This is a genomic window from Novosphingobium profundi (genome assembly GCF_018491765.1).
Classification (GTDB): Bacteria; Pseudomonadota; Alphaproteobacteria; order Sphingomonadales; family Sphingomonadaceae; genus Novosphingobium; species Novosphingobium profundi.
The window spans coordinates 20,481-46,567 of the sequence record NZ_JABWCU010000024.1 but is presented as its reverse complement, the minus strand read 5'-3'; the positions used below and the strand labels follow the sequence as shown (position 1 = coordinate 46,567).

Genomic DNA, 26,087 nt, shown 5'->3' with positions numbered 1-26,087 from the left:
GCCTTCGCGTGCCCACGGCGCGGGCGTGCGGGCGAACGAGAGGGAAGGAGTGGGCCGCATGGCGCAGGACGCCGCAGAATATCTGACCGAGATCCTCCGAGGCCAGGCCCAGGGCATGAACGAGCTGTTCGGCCGGCTCACCCCCGAGGAGGGCAGTCCCGAGGCCGAGGTCGCAGTGCACTGGGCGGAAATCGCGGGGCGCATGCATTCGATCTGGACCGACTACCAGGTCGAGCAGCTCAGCCGTGGGTCCGAGGGCAAGCCGGCGCATTTCGCCGATCCGATCAAGTGGATCGGGACGTTGGAATCGGTGCTGCGCCTGCTCCCGCTCTCGCGCCCCGAGGTGCAGCAGCGGCTTTGGAGCGAAGGGCTCGAACTGGTCCAGACCGTTCTGGGCCAATACGGTGTCGGCGAGGCCGCGACCTTCGGCACCGACGACGGGGCGGCGCCGGACCCGGTTCTGCCATTGTCGGATTCGCGCTTCGCGGCGCAGGAATGGCGTTCGACCCCGTTCTTCGCGCTGCTCCACCAGCTCTACCTGTTGTTCCGCCGCGAGGTGGTCGAGCTTGCCGAGGGCACCGAGGGGATGGAGCCGGCGCGCAAGGCGCAGTTGCTCTTCGCCACGCGCGCGCTGACCGACGCGCTCAGCCCGGCCAACTTCCCGCTGACCAATCCGGTCGCGCTGACCGAGGCGAACCGGACCGGGGGCGAGAGCCTCGTACGCGGTTTCCAGAATTTCGTGCAGGACTTGCGCAAGGGGCAGGTCACCCACACCAGCCCCGGTGCCTTCCGTCTCGGCGAGAACATCGCGGTGACGCCGGGCAAGGTGGTCTTCGAGACCCCGCTGTTTCAGCTCATCCAGTACACGCCGACCACTGACAAGGTGCTCAAGACCCCGCTGGTCATCTTCCCGCCGTGGATCAACCGCTTCTACATCCTCGATCTCAACGCCCGGAAGAGCTTCGTGCGCTGGGCGGTCGAGCAGGGTGTGAGCGTATTCATGGTCTCGTGGAAGTCGGCCGACGCGACGATGGCCGAACTGGCCTGGGACGACTACGTGGCCGCGCAAATCGAGGCGATCGAGCACGTGCGCGCCCGCCTCAAGGTGCCTTCGGTCCACACCATCGGCTATTGCGTGGCGGGAACCACGCTGGCGGCCACTCTTGCGGTCCTCGCGCGCAAGGGGCTGGCCGAGGCGGTCGCGAGCGCGACCTTCTTCACCGCGCAAGTCGATTTCGAGGAGGCGGGCGACCTCAAGAATTTCGTCGACAGCCAGCAGATCGACAATCTCGCGTTGCTCGCGCCCGAGGGCTACATCGATGGACGCTACCTCGCGGCTTCGTTCAACCTGCTGCGCGGCAACGACCTGATCTGGAATTACGTCGAGAAGAACTACCTGAAGGGCGAGGAGCATCCCGCCTTCGACCTTCTCCACTGGAACGGGGACGTCACCAACCTGCCGGCGCGCTGGCATCGCGACTATTTGCGCGACCTCTATCGCGACAACCGGCTGGTGGTGCCGGATTCGCTCAAGGCGCTGGGCGTGCCGATCGACCTGCACCGTATCGCGACGCCCTGCTACATTCAGGCCGGACGCGAGGATCATATCGCGCCGCCGCAGAGCGTGTGGAAGTTGACCCGCTATCTCGCCGGCCCCTGGACCTACCTCCTGGCGGGATCGGGGCATATCGCGGGCGTCGTCAATCCGCCGTCCACCGGCAAGTACCAGTACTGGACCAACGACGGCGATCCGCAGGACCTTGCGGCCTTCGTCGAGGGTGCGAAGGAGACCAAGGGCAGCTGGTGGCCGCATTGGGCGGATTGGCTGCGCGCGATCGACGCAGAGACGGTTTCGGCGCGCGGCAAGCGGCGACCCGGGGGGCGCGGCGATGCCGTGATCGAGGATGCGCCCGGGCGTTATGTGATGATGCGCTGAGCGCGCGGGCGCGCGGGCGCCTTTCCGACACGCGCAACGGGGCGAAGCGTGCCTTGAGCACGGTGTGCGCATTAACTTTCTGTCACATTGCGTAAAGCGTGCTGCAATGCGACGCATTCCGTCGGGTTTCGATGCAGCTGACCTTGACTTTATGCGGCACAATCCATATTGTGCACTGCAACAAAGGTTCGCTCGAGCGCCTGGGTCGGGAGAGAATTCCGAAAGGTTTGAGCACCTTCCGTAAGTGAATGCTGCAACCAAGCTGGATTCGTGGAATGGCTGACGACGAAACTCCGAAAAGTTCTGTTACGCCCAAGCCCGCGTCGCGAAAGGCGACGCGCAAGCCTGCGCTGACCAAGGCTCCGGCCAAGAAACCGGGTCCGCGCAAGGCAGCGGTTACGAAGCCTGTGGCGGCTAAGGCCGCCGTGGCCAAGCCTGCCGTGGCCAAGGTGGCCGCTCCGATCAAGGCTCCCGAGCCTGCGCCTTCCGAACCTGCTGCCGAAGCGGTCGCGTCGGCCGAGCCGGTGGCGGCGCCCGAACCCGCAGTGGAAGGCGTGGCCACCGCGATGGAAACCCCGGCTGCGCCCAGCGCACCGACACCGATTGTTACCAGGGCTGAAGAGAAGCCGGCCAAGGCCGGGGCGAGCCCGAAGGTGGCGAAACCGAAGGCGGCGCCCAAGACCGCTTCCAAACCTACTGCTCCCGCGTTTGCCGGGCTACTCACCAACTTCATGCTCGAGGATACGACAATGGACATGAGCGCTAACTTCACCAGCTTCCAGGACGCGATTGCCGAGGCACAGACCAAGGCCAAGGAAGCTTTCGAAAAGGGTACGACCATGATGGGCGAAGCTTCGGATTTCACCAAGGGTAACGTCGAGGCCATGATGGAATCGGGCAAGATCTTCGCCGAAGGCATGCAGAGCTTCGGTTCGGAACTGGTGAGCGAAGGGCGCACCGCCTTCGAAGCCATGTCGGGTGACATCAAGGAACTGGCCGCGGCCAAGTCGCCGACCGATTTCTTCAAGCTGCAGGGCGACATGGTCCGCAAGAACTTCGACAGCGCGGTCGCGACCGGCTCGAAGAACAGCGAAGCCATGCTCAAGCTCATGAGCGATGCCTTCGCGCCGCTGTCGGGCCGCGTCAGCATGGCGATGGAAAAGGCGCGCAGCGCCAGCGCGTTCTGATCGCACGAAAAAAGCGGCTCGATCGATCCGGCGGGGTGGCGCGTTGAGCCGCTTCCCCGCTCGTTTCGCCGCTTAATTCGGGATACCTTGCAAGGGAGCGTCTTGTAGAAAGGGGCTCCCTTTGCGATATTCAGAAGCTATGGCTTACCCCTTCGACGATTCCTCTATGACCCTCGTTTCCCCGTTTTTGCCACTAGGGGCGGGCGATGGCGACTCCGGCGCAGGGGACGACGACCAGCTCGGCATTGCCACGAAGACCCGCGCCAAGCCGAAGAAACCGAGCCAGTTCAAGGTGCTGATGCTCAACGACGACTACACGCCGATGGAATTCGTGGTGATGGTCCTCAAGCGCTTCTTCCACATGGATCTCGAACAGGCGACGCGGGTCATGCTGCACGTCCACCAGAAGGGCGTCGGCGTCTGTGGCATCTTTCCCTACGAAATCGCGGAAACCAAGGTGAACCAGGTGATGGACTTCGCCCGGCAGAACCAGCATCCGCTCCAGTGCACGCTCGAAAAGGCCTGACGTTTCCAGGTCGCGGGCAAGGGCGCGGGTGATCGCGGATCGGCCAGCCAAGAGGGCACTGCACGTGCGCTTGGCGCGCGCGCGCGGCTTGCCCGGCGGGCAAGGCCATGTTCTCTCTCGGACCTCGTCGACGAATGATGGCGTGCCGCCGCCGGGCGGAGCGACAATTCGCTTTGCCATGGCGCGGCGAGCCGTTAAGGCCCGATGCGAACCCGGCTCTGTGATGACGACTACGTGAAATTTTTGAACGCCATAGACCGCTATATCCTGCGCCTCGTGCTGATGCCGATGCTGGGCATTTTCGTGCTCGCGGCCTCGTTGCTCGTGCTCGACAAGATGCTTCGGCTGTTCGACTTCGTTGCGACCGAGGGCGGTCCGGTTGGCGTCGTCTTCAAGCTGCTCGCCAACATGTTGCCCGAGTACGCCAGCCTCGCCATTCCGCTCGGGCTGATGCTGGGCATTCTGCTGGCCTTCCGCAAGCTGGCGACGACGAGCGAGCTCGACGTGATGCGCGCGGTGGGCCTCAGCTACACGCGCATGCTGCGCGTGCCCTACATCATCACCTTGATTCTGGTGGGCGTGAACTTCGCGATCGTGGGCTATCTTCAGCCGCTTTCGCGCTACTACTACGAGCAGCTCAACTACGAGCTGAAGTCGGGCGCGCTGGGTGCCTCGATCAAGGTGGGCGAGTTTACCACGCTCAAGGATCGCATCGCGCTGCGCATCGACGAGAGCCAGGACGAGGGCCGCCGCCTGATCGGCATCTTCGCGCGCGTCGCCAACACCAAGGGCCAGGTGCTTTCGATTTCCGCGCGGGAGGGACGTTTCCTCGCACTCAAGGGCTCGCCCGACACGATTATCCTGCGCCTTGAGCAGGGCCAGATCATCCAGGACATGCCAGGCGATGCGCCGCGCGTGCTTTCCTTCACGCGCCACGACCTGCCGATCGAATTGCCTGCGATCGAGAAGTTCCGCCAGCGCGGCGGCGAGAGCCGCGAGTATCTCCTGCCCGAACTCATGAAGCTGGGCTGGAACAAGGACACGCCCCAGACCGCGGAAGAGCGCGCCTCGAGCCAGGCCAACTTCAACTACCGCATGGTCGAAGTGGTGATGATGCTGCTCCTGCCCTTGCTGGCGGTGGCGCTGGCGATCCCGCCCAAGCGCTCGACGTCCTCGCTCGGCCTGTTCGTCTCGATCGTGATCATCGTCGCCTACCACAAGGTCAACCAGTACGCGAACGACGTCGCTGCGCTCGGCCGGATAGATCCGATTCTGGGCCTTTGGGGACCTTTCGTGGTGCTCGCTGCCCTGATCCTGTGGATGTACTACCGCGTGGCCTACGTGCCGGGCGGCCAGGCGATCGGCTGGCTCGAGAAGGGCTTTGAGAAGGTCTCCAAGCGCTTCAAGTCGCTCTTGCGGCGTCGGCGCCGCAGCCACGGCCCGGTCCTGCCCGAGCCGCAGGACCTCATCTGATATGATCTTCGAATTCTTTCCCTCGCGCACGCTCACCGGATACCTCGCGCGCCTGTTCGTCACCCGCATCGCGGCCATGCTGATCATGCTGGTGATGGTCCTCCAGGTGCTCGATCTCCTGGGTACGAGCGGCGACATCCTCGCTTACAAGGGCAATGGCGAAGCGCAGCTTCTCTATTACGTCTCGCTGCGCATCCCGCAGCTGGTTGCGCGTTTCCTGCCCTATTCGGTGCTGCTGGCGACGATCATCACGCTGGCCACGCTCAACCAGAACAGCGAAGTGATCTCGATGAAGGCCTCGGGCCTTTCGGCGCACCAGATCCTTGCCCCGTTGCTGCTGAGCGCGACCGTGATCGCGGGCCTCAGCTTCGCGTTCAACGAACGCGTGGTGACGCGCGCTTCGGCTGCGCTCGACGCCTGGGAGGCGGTGGACTACGGGCCCGTGCCCGCGGCCTCGAGCGTGCGCAGCAACATATACCTCGCCGACGGGGCCGATCTGATGACGGCGCGCACGATGACGGGCGAGGGCGCCGGGATCGTTCTCACCGGCGTCACCTTCTACGAGCGCGACGAACACGACATGATCACCCGCCAGATCCGTTCGGACAAGGCGACGTACGCCAATCCGGGCTGGAAGCTCGCCGGGGCCACCGTGTTCGACGTGGCGGGCACCACCACCTCGAAAATTCCTTCGCTGGTCATCGCGCGGGGTGTGACACCCGCCAAGCTCAGCCTTTCCAAGGTCGATGCCGACGGCGAGGACATCGTGACGCTGGCGCACTCGATCAATGCGCTGCGCATCGCCGGGCGGCGCACGAGCACTTACGAGGCCGCCTGGTGGCACAAGATCTCGGGGCCCATGGCCTCGATCCTGATGCCGCTTTTGGGAGCGGTGGCGGGTTTCGGCCTTGCCCGCTCGGGCCAGCTGCTGATCCGCTCGATCGCAGGCATGGCGCTGGGTTTCGCGTACTTCGTGCTCGACAATGCGGCGCTCGCGATGGGCAATTTCGGCGGCTACCCTCCGCTGGTGGCGGCCTGGGCGCCGTTCGTGCTCTTTGCACTGATCGGTGAGGCGGTGCTGATCCGGACCGAGGAATAGAGCCCGCAAGTTCGCACCCTTAAAAACAGAGGCCGGGGTGGCATTCGCCACCCCGGCCTCTGTTTTTTTTTATGTCGCGTTGGGGAAGGCGGGGCTCAGCGCGCCTTGAGCGTGCCGCGCACGAGTCGTCCCAGCAGCGGAACCAGGCCGGAATAGTTGGCCCGCTCGTAAGTCGAGTCCACGCCCAGATGCGCGGCGAGGCGGCGGTGGCACTCGTTGAGCGAATGGTAGGGCATCGAGGGCAACAGGTGGTGCAGCGCGTGGTAGCGCAGGCCGACCGGGGCCCAGAGCGGCGAAAGCAGCGCCGGGGGCGGCACGTTCACCGAATCGAGGTACTGCGCGGTCAGCGTCATTTCGGCGCCGTCGTTTTCCCACAAGTGCGCGACGAGCGTGCGAACCTGGTTGAGGAAGGCGGTGAGAGAGACGATCGCGAGCGCGATCAGCAGCGGGCGCCAGCCGTAGCTGTAGCTCGCGGCGAGGACCGCGATGGCCCAAACCGAGCAACCCAGCTCCTGCCAGAACACCATGCGCGCAAAGGCACCCCTGGGCTTCTCGCGGCGGTAGCGCGGGTTGATTGCGAGCGCCGAGGCGCGCTCCCACACCAGCGTGCGCAAGGGCGGGACGATCAGGCCGAGCGGCACCAGCAGCGCCGAGCGGATCAGCAGCGCGGGCGGCAGCAGGATCGCGGTGAGCGCGAAGACCGGCAGGCTCCACGGCTTCATCAGGGCAAGCGGCAGGTACTCGGGGTCCTCGATCGTGCCATAGCGCTTGCGCGAGTGGTGTTGCGCGTGGACGCCCTCGTACATGAAGGAAGGAATCAGCATCGGGATGCCGACCAGGAGGTTCCAGGCGAAGCGGAAGCCGGGCAGCGCGTCGCGGTGCATGTGGGTCAGCTCATGGATGAACAGCAGCGCGCGGTAGAGCGCGAGCGCGGCGAACAGGCCGAGCGCCACCGCCAGCACGGTGCTGTGGACCAGGATCGCGCCCGCCACCGCGCCGTAGCCGAGCGCGGCCGAGACGAGCATGTCGGGCCAGTAGATCTCGGGCCGCGCGCGGGCGATGTCGCGGGTGAGCTTGGCGGCAGCGCGCAGCATCTCGCGATCCTCGGGGATCTGGGCGTGCCACGAAGTCGTATCGACCGGGCGCAAGGGGGTCCTTGCGGGCGACGCGGGCTGGCCCTCCACGGGCGGGTTCAGTTCGACGGCTTCTCGAGCAATCATGCAATCAATTCCAGTTCAGACCCTTGGCAGGGCATGCGATCCACGTTGGCGCAAGCAGGCGTGGCGCCTTGTCCCTTGCACAGACATGCGTTTCTCGCCGCTTGACAAAGTGCCGCTTGCGGCCGCAGTTCGCCTTCGTTCATCCGTATTCCTACTTTCAAACAAAGGCAGCATCGTGGCCAACGCCGAACTAGTCATCACTCCGGTTTCCGGCAAGGCCGACCTCGCTGCCTTTGTCGATTGCAGTTATCGGCTCAATGCGTCAGATCAAAACTGGGTGGCGAATTATCGTTCGGAAGAGATCGCCAAGTTTTCGCCGGGCAAGAACCCCTTCTTCGACCATGCCCGCCACCAGTTCTTTCTCGCCCGCCGCGAGGGCCGTGTCGTGGGTCGCATATCGGCGCATGTCGATGAACTGGCGCTGAAACAGCCGCTTGCACAGGGGATGGGGCCCGGCACCGGAAACTGGGGCGCGATCGAGGCCGAGGACGCCGAAGTCGCCAGGGCGCTGATCGCGGCCGCCGAGGACTGGCTGCGCAAGGAAGGCATGCACCGCGTGCTTGCGCCGATGAACCTCTCGGTCTGGGAAGAGCCCGGGCTGCTGGTCAAGGGCCACGATCATGCGCCGATGGTGATGATGGGGCACCATAACGCGGCCTATCAGGGCTGGATCGAGGGCGAGGGCTACGCGCCCGCCAAGACGCTCTATACCTACGATCTCGATGTGACCAAGCCGTTCCCCCCGCTCATCCAGCGCATCGTCGCCTCGGGCGAGAAGAACGCGCGCATCACCATTCGCAACGCCGACCTCAAGCACTTCGACCGCGATGCCGCGATCCTGTGCGAGATCCTCAACGATGCCTGGTCGGACAACTGGGGCTTCGTCCCCTTCACCGACGAGGAGATCGAACATACCGGCAAGGCGCTCAAGCCGCTGGTCCACCCCGAATTGATCCGATTTGCCGAATACGATGGCGAGCCGGTCGCCTTCATGATGACGCTGCCCGACCTCAACGGCATCCAGAAGCGCGTCAACGGCGCCAAGGGCAAGCCCTCGCTGATCGGCCTCGCCAAGCTGCTGTTCTGGCTCAAGCGCCCCAAGCCGGCCGACATGCGCGTGCCGCTGATGGGGGTGCGCAAGAAGCTGCAGTCCTCGCGTCTCGCCAGCCAGTTGGCCTTCATGATGATCGAGTACATTCGCCGTTCGGCGATCGCCAAGTTTGATGCCCGGCGCGCCGAGATCGGCTGGATTCTCGAGGACAACCAGGGAATGGTCGCCATCGCGGACGCCATCGACAGCAAGGTGAACCGCGAATACGTGATCTACGAAAAGGCGCTCTGACGCCCATCGAGTTTCGCGCAGGCCTGCCAAGGGCCACGAGTCGCAGATTTTCTTAACGGCCCTCGCCTAGACTGGCCCTGGGCGGGCGCGTGGTTGCGCCTTCGCCTTGGGGAACAGGGACGGAGCGTCGATGCGATCGAGATCATGGCTGATCGTGCCGGGACACGAGGAGGAGCGGCTGGGGGCCGCGATCGGGACGGGGGCGGACATCGTCGTCGTCGACCTCGAGGATACCGTGCCCCTGAGCGAAAAGCCCCGCGCCCGCGCCTTTGCCGGGCAGTGGCTTGCAGCCCATCGCCATCATGTGCTCGAACAGGAGCGGCTCGGGCGCTGGGTGCGTTTGAACAGCCTTGAATCCGGCTACACGCGCGAGGATCTGGCGGCGGTCATGGCCCACGCGCCGGACGGGTTGATCCTGCCCAAGGCCTCGGGTCCCGAAGCGGTGCGCCAGCTGGCAAGCGAAGTCTACGAGTTCGAGGAAAGGTTCGGCCTTGCGGTCCATTCCACGCGGATCGTGCCGGTTGCCGGCGAAACGCCGCGCGCGGCCTTGCACATAGCCGATTTTGCCGAGGCCGCGCACCAGCGCCTGTATGGCCTGACCTGGAGCCGTGCGTGCCTGTGCGCCTCGCTTGGCGGCCCGCAGCCTCGCCCCGTCGAAGCCGGATTGCCTGATGCCGTGCGGTTCGTGCGCGCACAGGCCCTGCTCAGCGCCCATGCCGGGGAGGTCCTGGCGATCGACGCCGCGCCGGAGGATTTCGCCGACGAGGCCGCGATGAACCGCGCCGCGCAGGCCGCACGGCGCGACGGCTTCTCGGGCATGTTCGCGCTTCATCCCGCGCAGGTGCGCGCGATCAACCTGGCCTTCACGCCCAGCGCGGAGGAACTGACCGAGGCGCGTGGCCTGGTCGAGGCTTTCGAGAGCAGCGCCCACGCCGGGTCCCTGGCCTGGGGCGGGCGGATGGTCGATCGTTCGCATCTCGCGCTGGCGCGGCGCACCCTGGCGATGTCCGAACGCGAAGCCCGGGCCAGCGCGGACCCGCGCCGCCAGACTATCCTGCGTCCGGCGTAGCGCTGGGGCTCTCGGTTGGCGCAGGCGAGGCTTCCTCGCTCGCGGAAGGTGTCTCGCTCTGCGTCGCGGAGCGCGCGCGCGGCGATGCACCGGACGAAGGTTGCTGCTCGGGTTCCATCAGCGGCGCCTTCGAGCGCTTGGTGTCGTAGGCGGGCATCGCATCGTCGACCGAGCGGGGCAGCAGCTTGGCACCCTCGGCGGCATCGGCCTTGGGCGATCCGCTCTTGTCCTGGCAAGCGGCGAGGCCCGCGGCGAGTGCGGCGCAGAGCGCGAGAGAGGCGAGCGGACGCGACAGGCGGATCATTCAGTGGTCTCCCGCGGGCACTTGGTTTCGAGGGCGGCGAGGAAGCGGGGCGCACGTGCGAGCAGCGCTGTATCCCAGACCTCGAATTGCGCATCCTTGCCGAGACGTGCGAGGCTGGTAACGCCGAATTCCTCGATCCCGCAGGGCACGATGCCGGTGAAGTGGGCGAGGTCGGGGTGGATGTTGACCGCGAAGCCGTGCATCGTCACCCACTTGCGGATGCGTACCCCGATCGCACCGATCTTGGCCTCGCGCCCGTCGACGTCCTGGGTCCAGATGCCGATGCGGCCCTCGCTGCGGAAGCCCTCGACGCCGAAATCGGTGAGCGTGTCGATTACCCAGCCTTCCAGCGCGTGGACGAAACCGCGCGCATCGCGCGCGCGCTTCTTGAGGTCGAGCAGCACGTAGACCACGCGCTGGCCGGGGCCGTGGTACGTGTAGCGGCCGCCGCGACCGGCCTCGACTACGTCGAAGCGCGGATCGAGCAGGTCGGACGTCGCGGCGCTGGTGCCGGCGGTGTAGACGGGCGGATGCTCGAGGAACCAGATCAGTTCGCGCGCTTCGCCTGCGGCAATGGCGGTGTTGCGCTCGGTCATCTCGGCCAGCGCCTCGCGGTAGGGGACGGGGCTTGCGGAGATGCGCAGCTCGATGTCCCCGGGCAGTGTCTGGGCAGTGTTCATGTCCCGCTGCGTGGCCGCTATCGGGTCGCTTATCAAGTGGATTCGCGGGACAAGTGCTCCTAAGACCGCGTTTTCGAGACGACGCGCCGAGCTTGCGGCGCGAACAGGAGATGGCAATGCGATTCGACAGCAACCTGGCCTGGACCGAGGCCGTTGCGCGGGTGCGGAGCAACCGGGACGTGCTCATGGCGCTGGCGGGCGTGTTCTTCATGCTGCCGACGCTGCTCTCCACGGTCTTCCTCGCCGACATCCAGGAGAAGATGATCGCGCTCGCCCAGAACAGCGCCGCGCTCGAGGCGCTGGTGCGCGACAATCTGGGGCTGATCCTGGGCTTCGGCATCGGCGGCGCGCTGGTGCAGTTCGTGGGCTACCTCGCCTGCACCGTGATCCTGGGCGTGGGAGGCCGGCCGAGCGTGGGCGAGGCGCTTTCGATCGCGCTTCGTGCGTTGCCCACGCTTCTGGGCGCGACGCTGCTCTATATGCTGGGGCTGCTGCTGGCCTCGTTCGTGCTGGGGCTTCCCGTCGGGCTCGGCGCGGCGCTGGCGGGCTCGGCCGGAGCTTCGATCGGCGGGCTGGTGATGGTCGTCGCGCTCGTCATGCTGGTGGTGCACACCAGCGTTGCCTTTTCGCTGCTGATCCCGGTCATCGTGCGCGAAGGGATCGCCAGCCCGGTCGCGGCCTTGCAGCGTTCCTGGCGTCTCACGCGCGGGCACGGGCCGCGTCTTCTGGGCTTCTATGCCTTGCTGGTGGTCGTCTATTTTCTCATCAGCTTCCTGATCTCGCTGCTGCTGGTCACGCCGCTGACGCTGGTGGTCGGGACAGGCGATGCGGCGAGCTTCCTGGCCGGCGTGGTCGCAGGCCTGGTGGGGGCCGTGGCCAACGTGCTGCTGATCGCGGTGCTGACCCGCATCCACGCCCAGCTTTGCGACGCGCTGCCCGAGGGGCAGGCGAACATCTTCGAATAGGCACCGCGCGCCGCTCTCGGCCCTGAAACCAAAAAAGACCCGCCGGACCGGATGGTCGGGCGGGTCTTTTTTGGTGGGCGCTCCCGAAAGGGGAAAGGGCCGTGCCGCGAAGGCTCAGTCCTCGTCCTTCCAGCCCCAGTACATGAAGCAGGGGGGAACGTTGATCATTTCCATCTTGTGGTCGATGCGCAGGAAGTGGCGCGCCATGAAGTCGCGCGCACGCGGCGTGAACTGGTAGACCAGGAACGCGCCGCCCTTGCGGATCACCCGGTAGGTGGCCGAGGCGATCGCGGGGCCCACGCCGTCGGGCAAGGTGGAGAAGGGCAGGCCCGAAAGCACGTAGTCGGCCTTTTCATGGCCGTGGGCGCGCACGATGTCTTCGACGTCGGCGGCCGAGCCGAGCACCGCGATGAAGCGGCTGTCGGTGATCGTGCGGCGCAAGTAGTCGATGAAGTCGGGGTTGGTGTCGATCACGATCAGCGTGCCGTCACGGCGCAGGCGATCGAGAACCGGCTGGCAGAACGTGCCGACGCCCGGGCCGTATTCGACGAAGAGCTTGCAGTTGTCCCAGTCGACGGGGGCAAGCATCTTGCGGATCGTGAAGCGCGAGGAAGGAACGATCGAACCCACCATGACCGGGTGGCGGATGAAGCCTTCAAGGAAGACGCCCCAAGGACCTAGGGCGTTCTTGACTTTGCGCTTGATCCTTTGGGGCAGGGCCTCCCGGGCAAGCTCAGTGCTGGACATGCTGGCGCGTAACCTCGCGGTTCTTATTGTATCATGGAAGTGCCATGCGGTGGCAGATTAGCCGATCGTTTGCAAGGCGGCGGTGGATGAAGCGTGCCGATATCCGGCGCCCATTCAAAGGATTTCGTGAACTTTTTCCTGCGGGCGGCACAGCGCCACGCCCTTGTCGGTCTCGACCAGGGGGCGCTCGATCAGAATCGGCTCTGCGGCCATCGCGGCGAGAACTTCGGCAGCATCCGCATCGGGGAGCCCGCGTTCGATCGCGTCGGTGCCGCGCGTGCGCAGGCCCGCCTGCGGCGTGATCCCGGCGTCCTTGTAGAGCTGGGCGAGCTTCTCGACGCTCGGCGGCGTCTTGAGGTATTCGATCACTTCGACCTCGAGACCGGGCGTCTCCTCGAGGATGGCGAGGGTCTTGCGCGAGGTTCCGCACTTGGGGTTGTGCCAGATGGTGGCCTTCATGATCGGTGTCCTCAGTTCTTGGGGGGCGCAGAGCCGGCGCCGGACGGCGCGGGCGCGGAAGTCGGGGCGGGGGCGAGCGCGGGGACCTTGCGGGCGGCGGCGCTGGCGGGGATGCCGGGGGCGGGTGCGGCGCTGATCGTCTCTTCGCGCCGGGCGACGCGCGCGGCGCGGTCGATCGCGCGAACGAGCCGGGGATAGACCCCGCAGCGGCACAAGTTGGGAATGGCGACCTTGATCTCGGCCTCGCCGGGCGAGGGGTTGGCCTTGAGCAGGGCGGCGGCGGCGATGACGATGCCAGGCGTGCAGAACCCGCACTGGATTGCCTGTTCGGCGACCATGGCCTGCTGCACCGGGTGCGAGCGATCGCGCGAAAGCCCCTCGATCGTGGTCACGTAGCGCCCCTCGCATTCGGCAAGCGTGATCAGGCAGGCGCGCAGCGCAGCGCCGTCGACGAGCACCATGCAGGCGCCGCAATCGCCGTTGCCGCAGCCATATTTGGTGCCGGTCAGGTTGGCGCCATCGCGCAGCGCCCACAGCAACGGGGTCTGCGGGTCCATGTCGAATTCGACCGGGCGGTCGTTGACGGTGAGGCGAGCCATGCCCGCGTTATTAGGGATGCCGGCGCGCTCTTGCCAGTGGTGCGTGTCCGCTCTGCTGCGAATTCGCGGGCAAAACTTCGCGCGCCGTGGGTTGCCGTGCCGGAGCAGTCGCGTAGAGTCGGCCTGGTGATCGAAGGCCATTATCTTTCGGGGCGCCTGCTGCTGGCGATGCCCGGCATGTTCGATGAACGCTTCGCGCGTTCGGTCAATGTGATGTGCGTGCACGACGAGAACGGCGCGCTCGCCATAAATGTCGGTGAAGTGCGCGAGGGTGTGCGTTTCCACGCGATTCTCGAGGACCTGGGCATCGACCCGGGCGACACGCCCGACTGCGCGATCCTGAACGGCGGCCCGGTCGAGCAGGGGCGCGGCTTCGTGCTTCATTCGCTCGACTGGGGCGGGGGCGATTCGATCGAGGTCCAGGCGCAGGACGGACCGCTTTGCGCGCTTTCCGCCTCGCTCGACGTGCTGCGCGCGATCGCGGCGGGCAAGGGACCCAAGCACTGGGTCATGGCGCTGGGCTACGCCGGCTGGGCGCCGGGCCAGCTCGAGGAAGAGATGCGCCACCACGGCTGGTACGCCGCGCAAGGTCGGCCCCAGGTGCTGTTCGACACCCCTCCGGCCGAGCGCTGGAAGGCCGCGTGGAAAGCCGAAGGCATCGATCCGGCGCTGCTTGCGAGCCAGACCGGGCGCGCCTGAACTAGTTCAGCCGGGGCTGGGCGATCGCGGCGAGATCGGCGGGAACGTCGACATCGAGGAGCACGGCGGGATCGTCGGTTTCGACGTGCGCGATGTCGGTCCGGTCGCGCAGCAGACCTCCCGCGCCGGCATCGCCGCGCAAATCGGCGATCATCGAAAAGGCACGGGCGGAAAGCAGCACCGGATGGCCGCTGCGTCCGGCGTGGCGGGGCAGGGCAGCGAAGTTGTCTGCGAGCGCGTGGGCAAGCTCGCCCGCGATCGTGTGGGGCACGCGCGGCATGTCGCCGAGGAACACGAAGGCGCCGCGGGCACCTCCCGCCGCCGCGATCCCGGCGCGCAGCGAGGTGGAAAGGGCATCGCTGGAAAGGCGCAGCGTCTCGACCTCGGGCGCGCCTTCGCGGGTCTCCCAGATGCCGGTGGCGAGATCCGGATGGGCGACAACGAACACGCGCGCGACCGGCGCGGCGCGCGCGGCGCGGATCGCGTGGAACACCAGCGGCTCTGCGTCGAGCGGTGCGCTCAGCTTGTCGCTTCCGAAACGGCGCGCCGACCCGGCGGCGAGGACGAGGGCGACGAAGTGGGGGCTGGGCGCCGTCATCGCGCTCAGGCGCGTTCGGCGGCGGGGTTGAGCGCTTGCATGATCTCGGCGAGAATGCCGGTCGCCACTTCCCAGGGCGACTTGCCGAGGCCGGTGATGCCCGGCGAGAGGCGCAGGCGCTCGAGTTGTTCGGGGGTGGCTCCCGCGGCGCGCAGCGCGGCGAGGCGGGCGGGGGCGCGCGACTTCGCCCCGATCATCGCGACGTAGCCGGCCTCGGCGCGCAGCGCGGCGAGGCAGCCGGGCAAATCAAGATGGTCTTCGTGCGTCGCGCCGAGAAACGCGGTCCAGCGGTCGGCCCCGAGCCGCTCGATGGTGGTGGCGGGATCCTCGCGGCGGTACTGCGAAACGGGGATGGGGGCTGCGCCGTGCGGGCCGTCGGGGCGCACCAGCACCGTCTCGAAGCGCGAGAGCGCGGCAAGCTGCGCGGCGGCGAGAGCGCCCGGGTCGCCGCCCGAGACGATCAGCCGACGCGGCGGGTCGTAGCGGCGCGCAAGGCGGAAGGGCTCGGGCGTGCAATCCAGCAGCGGCCCGTATCCGGCCTCTACGCGCCGGGTCTGCCCATCGCTGATCCAGCGGCAAACGGTGCGCGTGCGGGCGTTCTCGAGCAGCGCGGCGCTGGCCGGGCAATCGGGCGCGACGCGCTCGAGCAGGATATGGAGCGCGCCGCCGCAGCGCAGGCGAATGTCGATCCACGGGCTTCCCGCGCCGTAGTGCAAGTGGCGCGGATGTCCTTCGGCGAGGACGTGCGCGGCGTGGCGGGCGACGTCACCCTCGATGCAGTCGCCCGAGAAATAGCCTTCGGCCGCAAGCGTGCCCTCGGGGCCCGGCACGAAGAGCATCTGCGATCCCGGGCCGCGCGGAGCGCTCCCTTCCACCGCGTAGAGCGTGGCGAGGACGCAGGGCGTGTTCGCGTCGCGGGCGCGGGCAAGGCCGGCGCGTACATCGTCGATCCAGCCGAACAGCGGCCAATCGGCCTGGGCGATGTCGAAGGGCGCCATTTCCGGCGGTGGCGCCGTCTCGTCTTGTGGTTGGGCCGCGATCTCGGCAGGTGTCATCTGGTCAGTGCGCCCATAGCCATGCGGCCGCCCTGGATCAGGAAAGCTGCACGTCGATTGTCTCTTGCGTGAGCGGGGCGATTACCATGCGATGGAGGATCGTGGCAACCTGGCCGAGCGAGACGTCACCGTGGTGGCGCAGCCACCAGGTCAGCACGTCGAGCGTGGAACTGACACCATGGACGAGCGCGAGTTCGGCGGGCAGCCAATCGTTGCCGGTGTCGAGGTCGTGCGACAGGTTTCGGGCCCTCTGGATGAATTCGGCGCGGATGATGGATGCCGCGCCTCCGGTGAGCAGCGCTGACCACAAGGCCAGCTCCTCCTCGATGAGACGGCACAGCTGAAGCGGGCTGAGCGCGTCGCGGCGGCCCTCGAACAGCGGAACGATCTGCGCGGCGAGACGCTCGATCGGTTCGCTCACGAGATCGGAGAGCAGGGCCTCCTTGGTTGCGAAATGGCGGAAGAAGGTGGCGTAGCCGGTGCCAGCTCGGGCGGAGATTTCGCGAATGGTCAATTCGTCGAAAGCCCGCTCGCCAAGCAGGGCGAGAAGGGCCGAATTCAGCGCATTGCGCGAGCGTACCTGGCGCGCGTCCGTGGGCCTGTCCTGCTTGAGAGCCGTGAGATTCTTGTCCATGGACGGGGGGCGTAACATCGCCGCATCCACCTGTCCAAGAAAGGAAGGTGTTATATTTCGAAATGGCCGCTAAGCGGTTTTCAAATGTTTGCAGGGCGCGCTTTGAGAGCTAATTTGCTTGCTGAAAAGGTTGCGCAGCCGCCGTTCAGCCGTCGCCGATACGGTCGGCGTAGAGGAGGCGCCCGCCCGAGAGGTGCCACAGCGCCTGCTTGAAGTTGTCATCGCTCATTGCAAAGCAGCCTTCGCTGCGCCCGAGCTTTCCGTATTTGTCGAGCATCGCCTCGCCCACATACCAGGCCGGATGGATCACGATGAGACGCTCCAGCGCGAGCGAATTGTCGGGGTCGAGACCGACGAGGCGGATCGACGTGCCGTACTTGCCCTTGTACCACTCGCAGGTGAGAAACGCCCCACGCGACGTGGCGTAGGAGCCGGGCAGGTTCGAGAACGACTGCAACCAGCCGCTATGCTCGGGATCCGAACCGCGGCCGTGCGCCAGGAGGAACGAGCGGACGGTCCCGTCGTGCAGGTTGGCGAAGTGCATGCGCGGCTTCCACGAGGGCAGCGCGAAGTCGGCGATGCCCACGATGTCCTTGCGCCACACTGCATTGCCCACGCGCTGCGCCTGAAGCGCGGCGGATTCGAGGATACGGCGTTCGTAAGGCGTGGCGGCGGCGGGAACGGCGGGCGTCGTCAGCAGGCCGAAGGTGGTGGTGACCTCGGCGGCGAACGCGCGTGCGGGCAGCGTGAGCGCCAGCCCGGCACCCAGGCTGCCATGAAGAAAGTGTCGTCGGCCCAGCTTTGAATTCATGGCAGTATTTATATCACGATCGGCGCGCCTGCGCCAAGGGGGCGCGCACGCCGATCGGCTGATTTGACAGCCGCTCCGTCGCCGGAAGATGGCCCGGCGATGATGCGTGCGATGTCAGGTCCCGGTGTCAGGCTTGGGCGTTGCGGGCACCGTTTTCGACCCCGGGGTGCTGGCGGATCCAGTCCTCGAGCACCGGGGCGATGCGCATGCGCCACTTCGAACCGTTGAAGATGCCGTAGTGGCCGACGCGTTCGGCGAGGTAGTACTTCTTGTGCGTTTCGGGGAGGTCGTGGGCAAGGTGCAGCGCGGCACGTGTCTGGCCGATGCCCGAGATGTCGTCCTTCTCGCCCTCGACCGCCAGCAGCGCGGTGTCGCGGATGCCGCCAAGGTCGATCACTTCGCCGCGATGGACGAATTCGCCCTTGGGCAGCGAATGGCGCTGGAACACGTGCTCGACCGTCTGGAGGTAAAAGTCGGCGGTCATGTCGCAGACCGCGCGGTATTCGTCGTAGAAGGCCTTGGTCGCGCCCGCGCTCTCGCCGTCGCCTTCGACGAGGTGCTTGAACATGCCATAGTGGCTCATCATGTGATTGCCCAGGTTCATCGCCATGAAGCCCGCAAGCTGCAGGAAGCCGGGATAGACCTCGCGCCCGGCGCCGGGGTAGGTCATCGGCACCGTGGCGACCACATTGTGCTTGAACCATGAGAGCGGCTGATTCATCGCCACGTCGTTGACGCTGGTGGGCGCCTCGCGGGTGTCGATCGGTCCGCCCATCATGGTCAGCGTGGCGGGACGGCAGGGGTGCTGGTGCTTGCCCATGACCGCCGCCGCCGCGAAGGCCGGGACCGAGGGCTGGCACACCGCCAGCATATGGGTGTTGGGGCCGATGAATTCGAGGAAGCCGATCAGGTAGTCGATGTAGTCGTCGAGGTCGAAACGGCCTTCCGAAGCGGGGACCATCTTCGCGTCGGCCCAGTCGGTGATGTAGACCACGTTGGTCTCGAGCATGCGCGCCACGGTGCCGCGCAGGAGCGTGGCGTAGTGGCCGCTCATCGGCGCCGCGATCAGCAGGCGCGGGGCGTCCTCGGGCAGGCCGGGATGCTCGAAACGCAGGAGATTGCCGAAGGGGCGGTGGAGCACGATCGATTCGGTGACCGGATATTCCTCGCCCTGCGCCACCACGGTCTCGATCCCGAATTCGGGTTTTCCGCGCGGAGCGGCGGCGTGCGCGAAGACGTCGAGCGCCGAGGCCATGACCGGGCCGAAGCCCATGTAACCCATGGGAAGGGCGGGATTTGTCAGCAGCTCGGCGCTGACCGAAGCCCAGGCGGCGGCACCGCTCATCATGGTGCGCTGCAGTTCGTAAGCGTTGTAGAGCAAGGGATATCTCCTGGCCGCGCCGGGCGACCGCAATCGTTCATTAGGCGCTATCTGGTCGCTAAAGCGTGGCCGCGCAATGCGTCATTGCCGAATAGTACGAGGTGAAAGGGCGATAAGCATGATCGGAAAAGCTGCCCGGTGGGCGGGTTTTGGCCTGTTTGCATCGCCTTGCCCTTCCTTTGGTCCGGCCAAGATTGTAAGGGGCCCTCATGGAAGCCCCCGACCGCCTGGATGAAACCAGTGAGCCCCATGCCCCGGGCATGGCCCCGCCGCCTGCCGACAAGGCCGGTCAGGCCGAGGGGGAGGGCAGCGGCAAGTCGCCCCGCCGTTCACTGAAGCCGCTGGCGATGGTCTGGCGCGAACTGTTCAACTACCCCGGCCGTGTGGCGCTGGCAGGAACCGCGCTGGTGACCGCGGCGCTCGCCACGCTCGCCATTCCCTACGGCTTTCGCAGCGTGATCGACCAGGGCTTTGCGCAAGGCGCCGACCATGGGGCGATCCGCAACTGGTTCCTCATGCTGCTGGGCGTGGTGGTCGTGCTCGCGCTGTCTTCGGCCTTGCGCTTCTACAGTGTCTCGTGGCTGGGCGAGCGCGTGGTCGCCGACATTCGCCTGCGTGTGCAGCGCCACCTGCTGGCGCTTGCGCCGGGCTTCTTCGAGGAAAACAGCCCCAAGGAGATCGCCTCGCGCATGACTGCGGACACCGCGATCATCGAGCAGGTGGTGGGCACCACCGTTTCGGTGGCGCTGCGCAACCTGATCATGGCGACCGGCGGGGTGATCTTCCTGTTCATGCTGGCGCCCGGCCTGACCGCAGGACTGCTGGTCGCGATCCCGTTGGTGATCCTGCCGATCACCATCTTCGGACGACGCCTGCGCGCCGTTGCGCGCACCAGCCAGGACCGGGTCGCGGATATCGGCGCGATGACCGCCGAGGTGCTCGGCGCCTTGCGCGTGGTCCAGGCGTTCAACCAGCAGGAACGCGAGGCTGCACGGTTCAGCGGCGCGGTGGAGCGGACCTTCGAGACCGCCAAGCTGCGCATCCGCATCCGTTCGATCATGACCGGTGTGCTCATGTTCCTGATCTTCGGCGCGATCACCATCATCATGTGGCGCGGCGCGATCGGTGTCGCCGAAGGTACGATCACCGGGGGGACGATCGCGGCCTTCGTGGTGACCGCGGGTATCGTCGCGGGTGCCTTCGGCTCGCTGACCGAAGTCTACGGGGATCTCGTGCGCGGGGCGGGGGCCGCAAGCCGCCTTGCCGAACTGCTGTCCGAGGAACCGGCGATTGCCGCCCCGCCGCGCCCGCAAGCCTTGCCGGTGCCCCCGCGTGGCAAGATCGCCTTCGAGAAGGTGTCCTTCCGCTATCCCACGCGCCCCGACAGCGCGGCGCTCATCGACTTCAACCTGACCGTCGAGCCGGGCGAGACGGTGGCGATCGTCGGGCCCTCGGGTGCGGGCAAGTCGACGCTGTTCCAGCTTGCCGAACGCTTTTACGACCCGCATGGCGGCGTCATCAAGATCGACGGCGTACCACTGTCCTCGGCCGATCCATCGGACGTGCGCGCGCGCATCGCGCTGGTCCCGCAGGAGGGCGTGCTTTTCGCCGCCTCGGCGCGCGACAACTTGCGTTACGGCCGACCCGATGCCGACGACGCGGCCATCTGGGAGGCGGCGCGCGCGGCCAACGCCGAGGGTTTTCTGCGCGAGCTGCCCGAGGGTCTCGACACGTTCCTGGGCGAAGACGGCGCGCGGCTTTCGGGCGGGCAGCGCCAGCGCATCGCGATCGCGCGCGCGCTGCTGCGCGACACCCCGATCCTGCTGCTCGACGAGGCGACGAGCGCGCTCGATGCCGAAAGCGAGCGGCTCGTGCAGGACGCGCTCGAGACGCTCATGCAGAGCCGTACCACGCTTGTCATCGCGCACCGCCTCGCCACCGTGCGCGAGGCCGATCGCATCGTTGTCATGGATGGCGGGCGAATCGTCGAGGAGGGCACGCACGCCCGCCTCGCGCAGGCCGGCGGCCTTTATGCACGTCTCGCCTCGTTGCAGTTCGACGAACGGGCAACCTCGTTCGGCTAACGACATTTGGGCGCTGGCATTGCGCGCGTTTGCAATTATCGTTCACGGCAATGGTCGATCCTGCGGGGTCGACGCAACCGGGTCGAACCCAACCGAAGGGTATTGCATGCGCACGTCCAAGGGGCGCGCCCTCGCTTTTGCAGCGAGCGCGGCCGCCATTTTCTTTGCCACCACAACCTCCATCTCCGCACAGACGGCCGACGCACCGGCCGCATCGGACAAGGCGTCAGCCGCCACTGCGGCACCCGCGCTCACCCCGTCCACCGACTGGGGTTCGTTCGGCATCCAGACCCAGTGGATGGACACCTCGACCAAGCCGGGCGACGATTTCGATCGCTACGTCAATGGCAAGTGGAACGACAGCGTCGAGCTGCCCGCCGACCGCACCCGCTGGGGCTCGTTCCTCGAGCTGAACGAACTTTCGCAGCAGCGCATGCACGCGATCATGGACGACATGCTCACGTCCGACGCGCCGGCGGGCAGCGACGCGGCGCGCGTCGCGGCGGCCTACCGCGCGTTCATGGACGTCGATGCGATCAACGCGGCGGGTCTTGCGCCGATCAAGCCCTATATCGCGCAGATCTTCGCCGCGAAGACACCGCAGGATCTCGCGGTGCTCTTCGCCAAGCCCGGCTTCGCCTCGCCGATCGGGGTCTATGTCGGCGCCGACGCCAAACAGAGCGACATCTACGCGCTGCAGAGCTACGTCGCCGGGCTCGGCCTGCCCGACCGCAACTACTACCTCAAGACCGACGAGCGCTCGCAGAAGATCCGCGCGGCCTATCTCGACTACCTGACCTTCCTGCTCGGCAAGGTCGGCTACCAGGATCCGGGTGCGGCGGCCAAGGCGGTGCTCGCGCTCGAGACGCGCATTGCGCAGGCCGACTGGGACCGCGTCGCCGCGCGCAACGACGATCTCACCTACAACAAGCTCTCGCGCAGCGAATTCGACGCGCTGGGCGCGCCGGGCGTGATCGACACCTTCCTCAAGACCCTGGGCGCCGACAAGGCGCAGTACGTGATCGCGAGCGAGATCCCCGCGACGGCGGATGAACTGAAGGCTGCGCATATCGACGCCGCGCAGGCCGGGGCGCTGATGGGTGGTGGTCTGCCCGAAGTCGCCAGGCTGATCAGCGACGTGCCGGTTTCCACCTGGCAGGCCTGGCTCGCCGCGCGCTTCGTCAGCGGCCATGCCGCAATCCTGCCCAGTGACATCGACGAGGCCTCCTTCGCCTTCTACGGCACGCTGCTCTCGGGACAGCCCGAGCAGCGCCCGCGCTGGAAGCGCGGCGTCAGCGCGCTCGAGGGCATGGCCGGCGAACTCGTCGGCAAGATCTACGCCGAGCGCTACTATCCGCCCGAGCAGAAGGCCAAGATGGCCGCGCTGGTCGCCAACTTGCGCAAGGCGATGGCCGCCAACCTGCAGGACCTCGACTGGATGGGCCCGCAGACGCGCAAGGAGGCCGAGGCCAAGCTCGACGCCTTTACCCCCAAGATCGGTGCGCCCGACACGTTCAAGACTTACCAGGGTCTGGAATTCGCGGCGAATGATCCGCTCGGCAATTCTCTGGCGGCCAACGCCTGGGCCAATGGCTTCGAGATGAACCGCATCGGCCAGCCGGTCGATCGCGGGGAGTGGGGCATGCTGCCCGAGACGGTCAACGCCTACTACAATTCGACGATGAACGAGATCGTCTTTCCGGCCGCGATCCTTCAGCCCCCGTTCTTCAACCTCACCGCCGACCCGGCCGTCAACTATGGCGCGATCGGTGCGGTGATCGGTCACGAGATGGGCCACGGCTTCGACGACCAGGGCGCGAAGTCGGATGGCACGGGCAACATGCGCGACTGGTGGACCCCGGCCGACAAGGCCAACTTCCAGAAGCTGCAGGACAAGCTCGAGGCGCAGTACAACAGCTTCTGCCCGTTCGACGAGGGCAAGACCTGCGTCAACGGCAAGCTGACGATGGGCGAGAACATCGGTGACCTGGGTGGCCTGAGCGTCGCGTACCGTGCCTACAAGATGTCGCTGAACGGCAAGGAGGCCCCGGTCATCGACGGCTTCACCGGCGACCAGCGCTTCTTCATGGGCTGGGCGCAGGTCTGGCGCAGCAAGACCCGCGAGGCGCAGGCGCGCCAGCAGCTCATGACCGATCCGCACTCGCCGCCGCACTACCGGATCGACGGGATCGTGCGCAACTTCGACGAGTGGTACAAGGCCTTCGACGTGAAGCCGGGCGATGCGCTCTACCTCCCGCCCGACAAGCGCGTGCGCATCTGGTAAGAGTTCCAGGGCTTTTCATCGTTTTTCATTGCAGTGCAGCACGCAGCGGGTTGACTTGACCGGTGCGTGCTGCATGACCTTGTGTCCACGATGACCCTCACAATCACAGCCATTCTCCTCGGTATCGTCGAGGGCCTCACCGAGTTCCTCCCCGTCTCCTCGACGGGGCATCTCATCCTTGCAACCCAGCTCTTCGGCTACGATTCCGAGCTTTGGGCCACGTTCAACGTGGTCATCCAGCTCGGCGCGATCCTGGCCGTGATCGCCCACTTCTGGCGCACTTTCTGGGCGGTCGGAATGGGCCTCCTGAAGCTCAATCCCACCTCGATCCGCTTCGTGCGCAACGTGCTCGTCGCGTTCCTGCCCTCGGCGGTCCTGGGCCTGCTGCTCAACGACTGGATCGAGGAGCTGCTCGGCGATCCGGGCGTCGTGGCCTGGGCCCTGATCATCGGCGGCATCGCGATCCTGGGCATCGAGAAGGTTGCCAAGCCGGGCCCGCTGACCGGTGTCGCCGAACTGCCGATCTCCAAGTGCGTGGGCGTCGGCTTTGCCCAGTGCCTCGCCATGATCCCGGGCACGAGCCGCTCGGGCGCGACCATCATGGGCGCGCTCGCCATGGGTATCGAGCGGCGCACCGCCGCCGAGTTCAGCTTCTTCCTTGCCGTTCCCACCATGGTGGGCGCCACCGCGCTCTCGCTGGTCAAGCACCGCGAGGAACTGATGGCGGGCACGGGCCCCGTGGGCTGGGGCGAGATCGGGATCGGCTTCGCGGTCTCGTTCGTCGTCGCGCTGGTGGTGATCAAGGCGTTCATGGCCTTCGTCAGCCGCTCGGGCTTCTCGCCTTTCGCCTGGTACCGCATCGCGGCCGGCCTGCTCGCTCTCTACCTCCTCGCCGGAGCCTGATGCAGGTGGCCGAGGGGCTGAAGAAGAAGGAATACGAAGCGGCGCTCGAGCCGCTGCAGGAAGAACTGGTCGGAATGGCCCGCTGGGCCAAGGCGACGGGCGCGCGGATCGTGGTCCTGTTCGAAGGGCGCGACACCGCAGGCAAGGGCGGCGCGATCCGCGCGGTCTCCTCCTATCTCAATCCACGTCAGTGCCGCACCGTCGCGCTTGGCCCTCCGAGCGCGCGCGAGCAGGGCGAGTGGTACTTCCAGCGCTACGTCCAGCACCTGCCGAGCACGGGCGAGATCGTCCTGTTCGATCGTTCCTGGTACAACCGGGCCGGGGTCGAGAAGGTCATGGGCTATGCGAGCCCGGCGCAAGTCGAGCAGTTCCTCGCGCAAGTCCCGGCCTTCGAGCGGCTGCTCGTCAACGACGGCATCCTGCTCTTCAAGTACTGGCTCACCTGCGACCAGGAGCGACAGGAGGAGCGCCTGCGCGAGCGGCTGGAAGATCCGCTCAAGCGCTGGAAGCTGTCTCCCGTCGATCTGGCCGCGCGCGAGCAGTACGAGGCCTATACTCACGCGCGCAGGGCCATGCTCGAGGCTTCGCACACCAACCATGCGCCCTGGACGCTGGTTGACTTCAACGACCAGAAGCTCGGCCGTCTGACACTGATTCGCAATCTGCTCGACCGGCTCCCCGACACCCGAGTCGATCCGCCCGAAATCGCGATCACGCCGCTCAAGCACGCGCCCGCAGTGGAAGAATTCACGCTTCTTGCGCCGATTCCGCCCTACCCGCTGCCCTGAGGGGCTTGCCCGCCTTGACTTTTGGCCCCTCATGACGCAAGGGGCGCAACCTTGAAGGGCGGTACGCGATTACCACCCATCGCATTTTCAACGCAGATGCCGGCCTGCCAGGGCGGCTGAAACGAGAGATTACAGGAAACCGCCATGGCGAAGCCCGCAACCGTCAAGATCCGTCTGGTCTCGACCGCTGACACCGGATTTTTCTACGTCACCAAGAAGAATCCCCGGAACACGACCGAGAAGATGAACTTCCGTAAGTACGATCCCGTCGTGCGCAAGCACGTCGAGTTCAAGGAAGCCAAGATCAAGTAAGGTTCACAGTCGGTTCAAGGCTGTGGGCCCAAGGACCCAGCCATGACGAAACTGACGACGATCCTTCACGCGATTACCAGAGCGGCTGCCCCCATTGCCATGGGAGCGGCCGCTCTTGGTGTCTGCGCCACGCTGCCCGCGCTTTCGGCGAGTGCCGCGACGGGTACCAGCGATGCCGCCAAGCTTGACCAGGCGGTCAAGGCCTTGCGCGCGATCAGCACGCTCAAGGCCGACTTCGTGCAGCGCGACCGCAATGGCAGCGAGGTCACCGGCGAACTGACCCTCAAGCGCCCGGGCAAGATCCGCTTCCAGTACGCCAAGAACGTGCCCATGCTCATCGTGGGTGACGGCAAGGCGCTGACCATGATCGACTACGAGGTCAACCAGGTCCAGCGCTGGCCGATCAAGAACAGCCCGCTTGGTGCGCTGCTCGATCCCAATCGCGACGTGGCCAGGTACGGCACCGTGCGTGAGACGGGCAATCCGAACGTGATCTCGATCGAGGTGCGCGACACCAGCCATCCCGAATACGGGATCATCACGCTGATCTTCACGCGCAAGGCTTCGGCGCCCGGCGGGCTCGAACTGAGCTACTGGGTCGCGCTCGACGCGCAGAACACGCGCACCACCATCCAGCTCAGCAACCAGCGCTACGGCGTCGCGGTGGCCGACAGCGCCTTCACCTGGAAGGACCCGCGCCGCAGCGTGCGGCGCCATTGAGCGGGCTGCATGGGCGCTGAAGAATCGTGGGGGTTCGGCTGTCGCCGGGCCCCTTTTTCGATCCAGCGAGTCGCTTGGTGTCCGGCGAGTCGGTCATTCGCCAAGCCGGAATGTCATTCGTCGATGGATATGGGGTGTTTGTCGCCGAAACCCCGAAAACTGCGACAAAGCGCGACAGTTTTCGGACTCTCGTTCACTTAACAGACAGCCTC

General features: G+C 66.4%; 26 protein-coding genes. 15 read left to right on the top strand and 11 right to left on the bottom strand.

Translation table 11 applies throughout. From position 1 onward, the window contains the following. Positions 1–58 precede the first annotated feature (58 nt). From HT136_RS22750 to lptG, 5 genes are all read left to right on the top strand, one after another. Positions 59–1,936: a PHA/PHB synthase family protein gene (locus tag HT136_RS22750; RefSeq protein WP_214202129.1), complete on the top strand. Its 1,878-nt coding sequence runs from the start codon at positions 59–61 to the stop codon at positions 1,934–1,936. A 275-nt stretch (positions 1,937–2,211) separates the two neighbouring features. Then, positions 2,212–3,123 (top strand): phasin family protein, encoded by a 912-nt coding sequence (locus tag HT136_RS22745; protein ID WP_214202128.1) that lies wholly within the window; start codon positions 2,212–2,214, stop codon positions 3,121–3,123. A gap of 166 nt (positions 3,124–3,289) precedes the next feature. Beyond that, positions 3,290–3,649 (top strand): ATP-dependent Clp protease adapter ClpS, encoded by a 360-nt coding sequence (clpS, locus tag HT136_RS22740; RefSeq protein ID WP_246544198.1) that lies wholly within the window; start codon positions 3,290–3,292, stop codon positions 3,647–3,649. Between the two features lie 234 nt (positions 3,650–3,883). Further along, positions 3,884–5,122: an LPS export ABC transporter permease LptF gene (gene lptF / locus HT136_RS22735; RefSeq protein ID WP_214202127.1), complete on the top strand. Its 1,239-nt coding sequence runs from the start codon at positions 3,884–3,886 to the stop codon at positions 5,120–5,122. A 1-nt stretch (position 5,123) separates the two neighbouring features. After that, positions 5,124–6,221 (top strand): LPS export ABC transporter permease LptG, encoded by a 1,098-nt coding sequence (gene lptG / locus HT136_RS22730; protein WP_214202126.1) that lies wholly within the window; start codon positions 5,124–5,126, stop codon positions 6,219–6,221. A gap of 95 nt (positions 6,222–6,316) precedes the next feature. Here lptG and HT136_RS22725 read toward each other — a convergent pair whose 3' ends face one another. After that, the gene (locus HT136_RS22725) at positions 6,317–7,441 is read right to left on the bottom strand and encodes a fatty acid desaturase family protein (protein ID WP_214202125.1); all 1,125 of its coding nucleotides are present in this window, start codon (positions 7,439–7,441) and stop codon (positions 6,317–6,319) included. Between the two features lie 175 nt (positions 7,442–7,616). Here HT136_RS22725 and HT136_RS22720 point away from each other — a divergent pair, with 175 nt between their 5' ends. Together HT136_RS22720 and HT136_RS22715 are read left to right on the top strand one after the other, a co-directional pair. Next, entirely contained in the window at positions 7,617–8,783 is a 1,167-nt protein-coding gene (locus tag HT136_RS22720) for an N-acetyltransferase (protein WP_214202124.1), read from the top strand. A gap of 130 nt (positions 8,784–8,913) precedes the next feature. Beyond that, on the top strand, positions 8,914–9,852 hold the full coding sequence (locus HT136_RS22715; protein WP_214202123.1) for an HpcH/HpaI aldolase/citrate lyase family protein: 939 nt from the start codon (positions 8,914–8,916) through the stop codon (positions 9,850–9,852). Here the strand turns inward: HT136_RS22715 and HT136_RS22710 are convergent. Then, positions 9,833–10,156, bottom strand: coding sequence for a hypothetical protein (locus HT136_RS22710; protein WP_214202122.1), 324 nt, complete (start codon positions 10,154–10,156; stop codon positions 9,833–9,835). The two genes, HT136_RS22715 and HT136_RS22710, sit on opposite strands and share 20 nt — an antisense overlap. Then, entirely contained in the window at positions 10,153–10,836 is a 684-nt protein-coding gene (lipB, locus tag HT136_RS22705; protein WP_214202121.1) for a lipoyl(octanoyl) transferase LipB, read from the bottom strand. The genes HT136_RS22710 and lipB overlap by 4 nt, the downstream gene beginning before the upstream one ends. A gap of 116 nt (positions 10,837–10,952) precedes the next feature. Here lipB and HT136_RS22700 point away from each other — a divergent pair, with 116 nt between their 5' ends. After that, the gene (locus HT136_RS22700; protein WP_214202120.1) at positions 10,953–11,801 is read left to right on the top strand and encodes a lipoyltransferase; all 849 of its coding nucleotides are present in this window, start codon (positions 10,953–10,955) and stop codon (positions 11,799–11,801) included. Between the two features lie 114 nt (positions 11,802–11,915). On the opposite strand, the gene HT136_RS22695 is transcribed toward HT136_RS22700, so the two are convergent. The 3 genes from HT136_RS22695 to HT136_RS22685 all read right to left on the bottom strand — a co-directional run bounded on the left by HT136_RS22695 (position 11,916) and on the right by HT136_RS22685 (position 13,606). Beyond that, positions 11,916–12,548 carry a class I SAM-dependent methyltransferase gene (locus tag HT136_RS22695; protein ID WP_214202119.1) on the bottom strand — a complete coding sequence of 211 codons (633 nt, stop codon included), beginning with the start codon at positions 12,546–12,548 and terminating at the stop codon, positions 11,916–11,918. 114 nt (positions 12,549–12,662) lie between these two features. Beyond that, positions 12,663–13,007 carry an ArsC/Spx/MgsR family protein gene (locus HT136_RS22690; protein ID WP_214202118.1) on the bottom strand — a complete coding sequence of 115 codons (345 nt, stop codon included), beginning with the start codon at positions 13,005–13,007 and terminating at the stop codon, positions 12,663–12,665. Between the two features lie 11 nt (positions 13,008–13,018). Then, a complete protein-coding gene (locus HT136_RS22685) occupies positions 13,019–13,606 on the bottom strand; it encodes a (2Fe-2S)-binding protein (RefSeq protein WP_214202117.1) in 588 nt (195 codons plus the stop codon). A 177-nt stretch (positions 13,607–13,783) separates the two neighbouring features. Here HT136_RS22685 and HT136_RS22680 point away from each other — a divergent pair, with 177 nt between their 5' ends. Beyond that, positions 13,784–14,305 (top strand): YqgE/AlgH family protein, encoded by a 522-nt coding sequence (locus HT136_RS22680; RefSeq protein ID WP_214202149.1) that lies wholly within the window; start codon positions 13,784–13,786, stop codon positions 14,303–14,305. 1 nt (position 14,306) lies between these two features. Here the strand turns inward: HT136_RS22680 and HT136_RS22675 are convergent, their stop codons facing one another. From HT136_RS22675 to HT136_RS22655, 5 genes are all read right to left on the bottom strand, one after another. Next, positions 14,307–14,903: a nucleotidyltransferase family protein gene (locus HT136_RS22675; protein WP_214202116.1), complete on the bottom strand. Its 597-nt coding sequence runs from the start codon at positions 14,901–14,903 to the stop codon at positions 14,307–14,309. A gap of 5 nt (positions 14,904–14,908) precedes the next feature. Continuing rightward, complete coding sequence (locus HT136_RS22670) at positions 14,909–15,958, bottom strand: XdhC family protein (RefSeq protein ID WP_246544193.1); 1,050 nt, start codon at positions 15,956–15,958, stop codon at positions 14,909–14,911. 37 nt (positions 15,959–15,995) lie between these two features. After that, on the bottom strand, positions 15,996–16,592 hold the full coding sequence (locus HT136_RS22665) for a TetR/AcrR family transcriptional regulator (RefSeq protein ID WP_214202115.1): 597 nt from the start codon (positions 16,590–16,592) through the stop codon (positions 15,996–15,998). A 145-nt stretch (positions 16,593–16,737) separates the two neighbouring features. After that, positions 16,738–17,403: a murein L,D-transpeptidase catalytic domain-containing protein gene (locus tag HT136_RS22660; protein WP_214202114.1), complete on the bottom strand. Its 666-nt coding sequence runs from the start codon at positions 17,401–17,403 to the stop codon at positions 16,738–16,740. A 127-nt stretch (positions 17,404–17,530) separates the two neighbouring features. After that, positions 17,531–18,784: a polyhydroxyalkanoate depolymerase gene (locus tag HT136_RS22655; RefSeq protein WP_214202113.1), complete on the bottom strand. Its 1,254-nt coding sequence runs from the start codon at positions 18,782–18,784 to the stop codon at positions 17,531–17,533. A 260-nt stretch (positions 18,785–19,044) separates the two neighbouring features. On the opposite strand from HT136_RS22655, the gene HT136_RS22650 reads away from it, so the two are divergent. From HT136_RS22650 to HT136_RS22625, 6 genes are all read left to right on the top strand, one after another. Further along, the gene (locus HT136_RS22650) at positions 19,045–20,868 is read left to right on the top strand and encodes an ABC transporter transmembrane domain-containing protein (RefSeq protein WP_214202147.1); all 1,824 of its coding nucleotides are present in this window, start codon (positions 19,045–19,047) and stop codon (positions 20,866–20,868) included. A gap of 106 nt (positions 20,869–20,974) precedes the next feature. After that, positions 20,975–23,152: a M13 family metallopeptidase gene (locus tag HT136_RS22645; RefSeq protein ID WP_214202112.1), complete on the top strand. Its 2,178-nt coding sequence runs from the start codon at positions 20,975–20,977 to the stop codon at positions 23,150–23,152. 90 nt (positions 23,153–23,242) lie between these two features. Continuing rightward, complete coding sequence (locus HT136_RS22640; protein ID WP_214202111.1) at positions 23,243–24,055, top strand: undecaprenyl-diphosphate phosphatase; 813 nt, start codon at positions 23,243–23,245, stop codon at positions 24,053–24,055. Then, on the top strand, positions 24,055–24,843 hold the full coding sequence (ppk2, locus tag HT136_RS22635) for a polyphosphate kinase 2 (protein WP_214202110.1): 789 nt from the start codon (positions 24,055–24,057) through the stop codon (positions 24,841–24,843). The genes HT136_RS22640 and ppk2 overlap by 1 nt, the downstream gene beginning before the upstream one ends. A 144-nt stretch (positions 24,844–24,987) precedes the next feature. Continuing rightward, positions 24,988–25,155, top strand: coding sequence for a 50S ribosomal protein L33 (rpmG, locus tag HT136_RS22630; RefSeq protein WP_039391223.1), 168 nt, complete (start codon positions 24,988–24,990; stop codon positions 25,153–25,155). Positions 25,156–25,197: 42 nt separating this feature from the next. Then, complete coding sequence (locus HT136_RS22625; protein WP_214202109.1) at positions 25,198–25,875, top strand: LolA family protein; 678 nt, start codon at positions 25,198–25,200, stop codon at positions 25,873–25,875. Positions 25,876–26,087 lie beyond the last annotated feature (212 nt).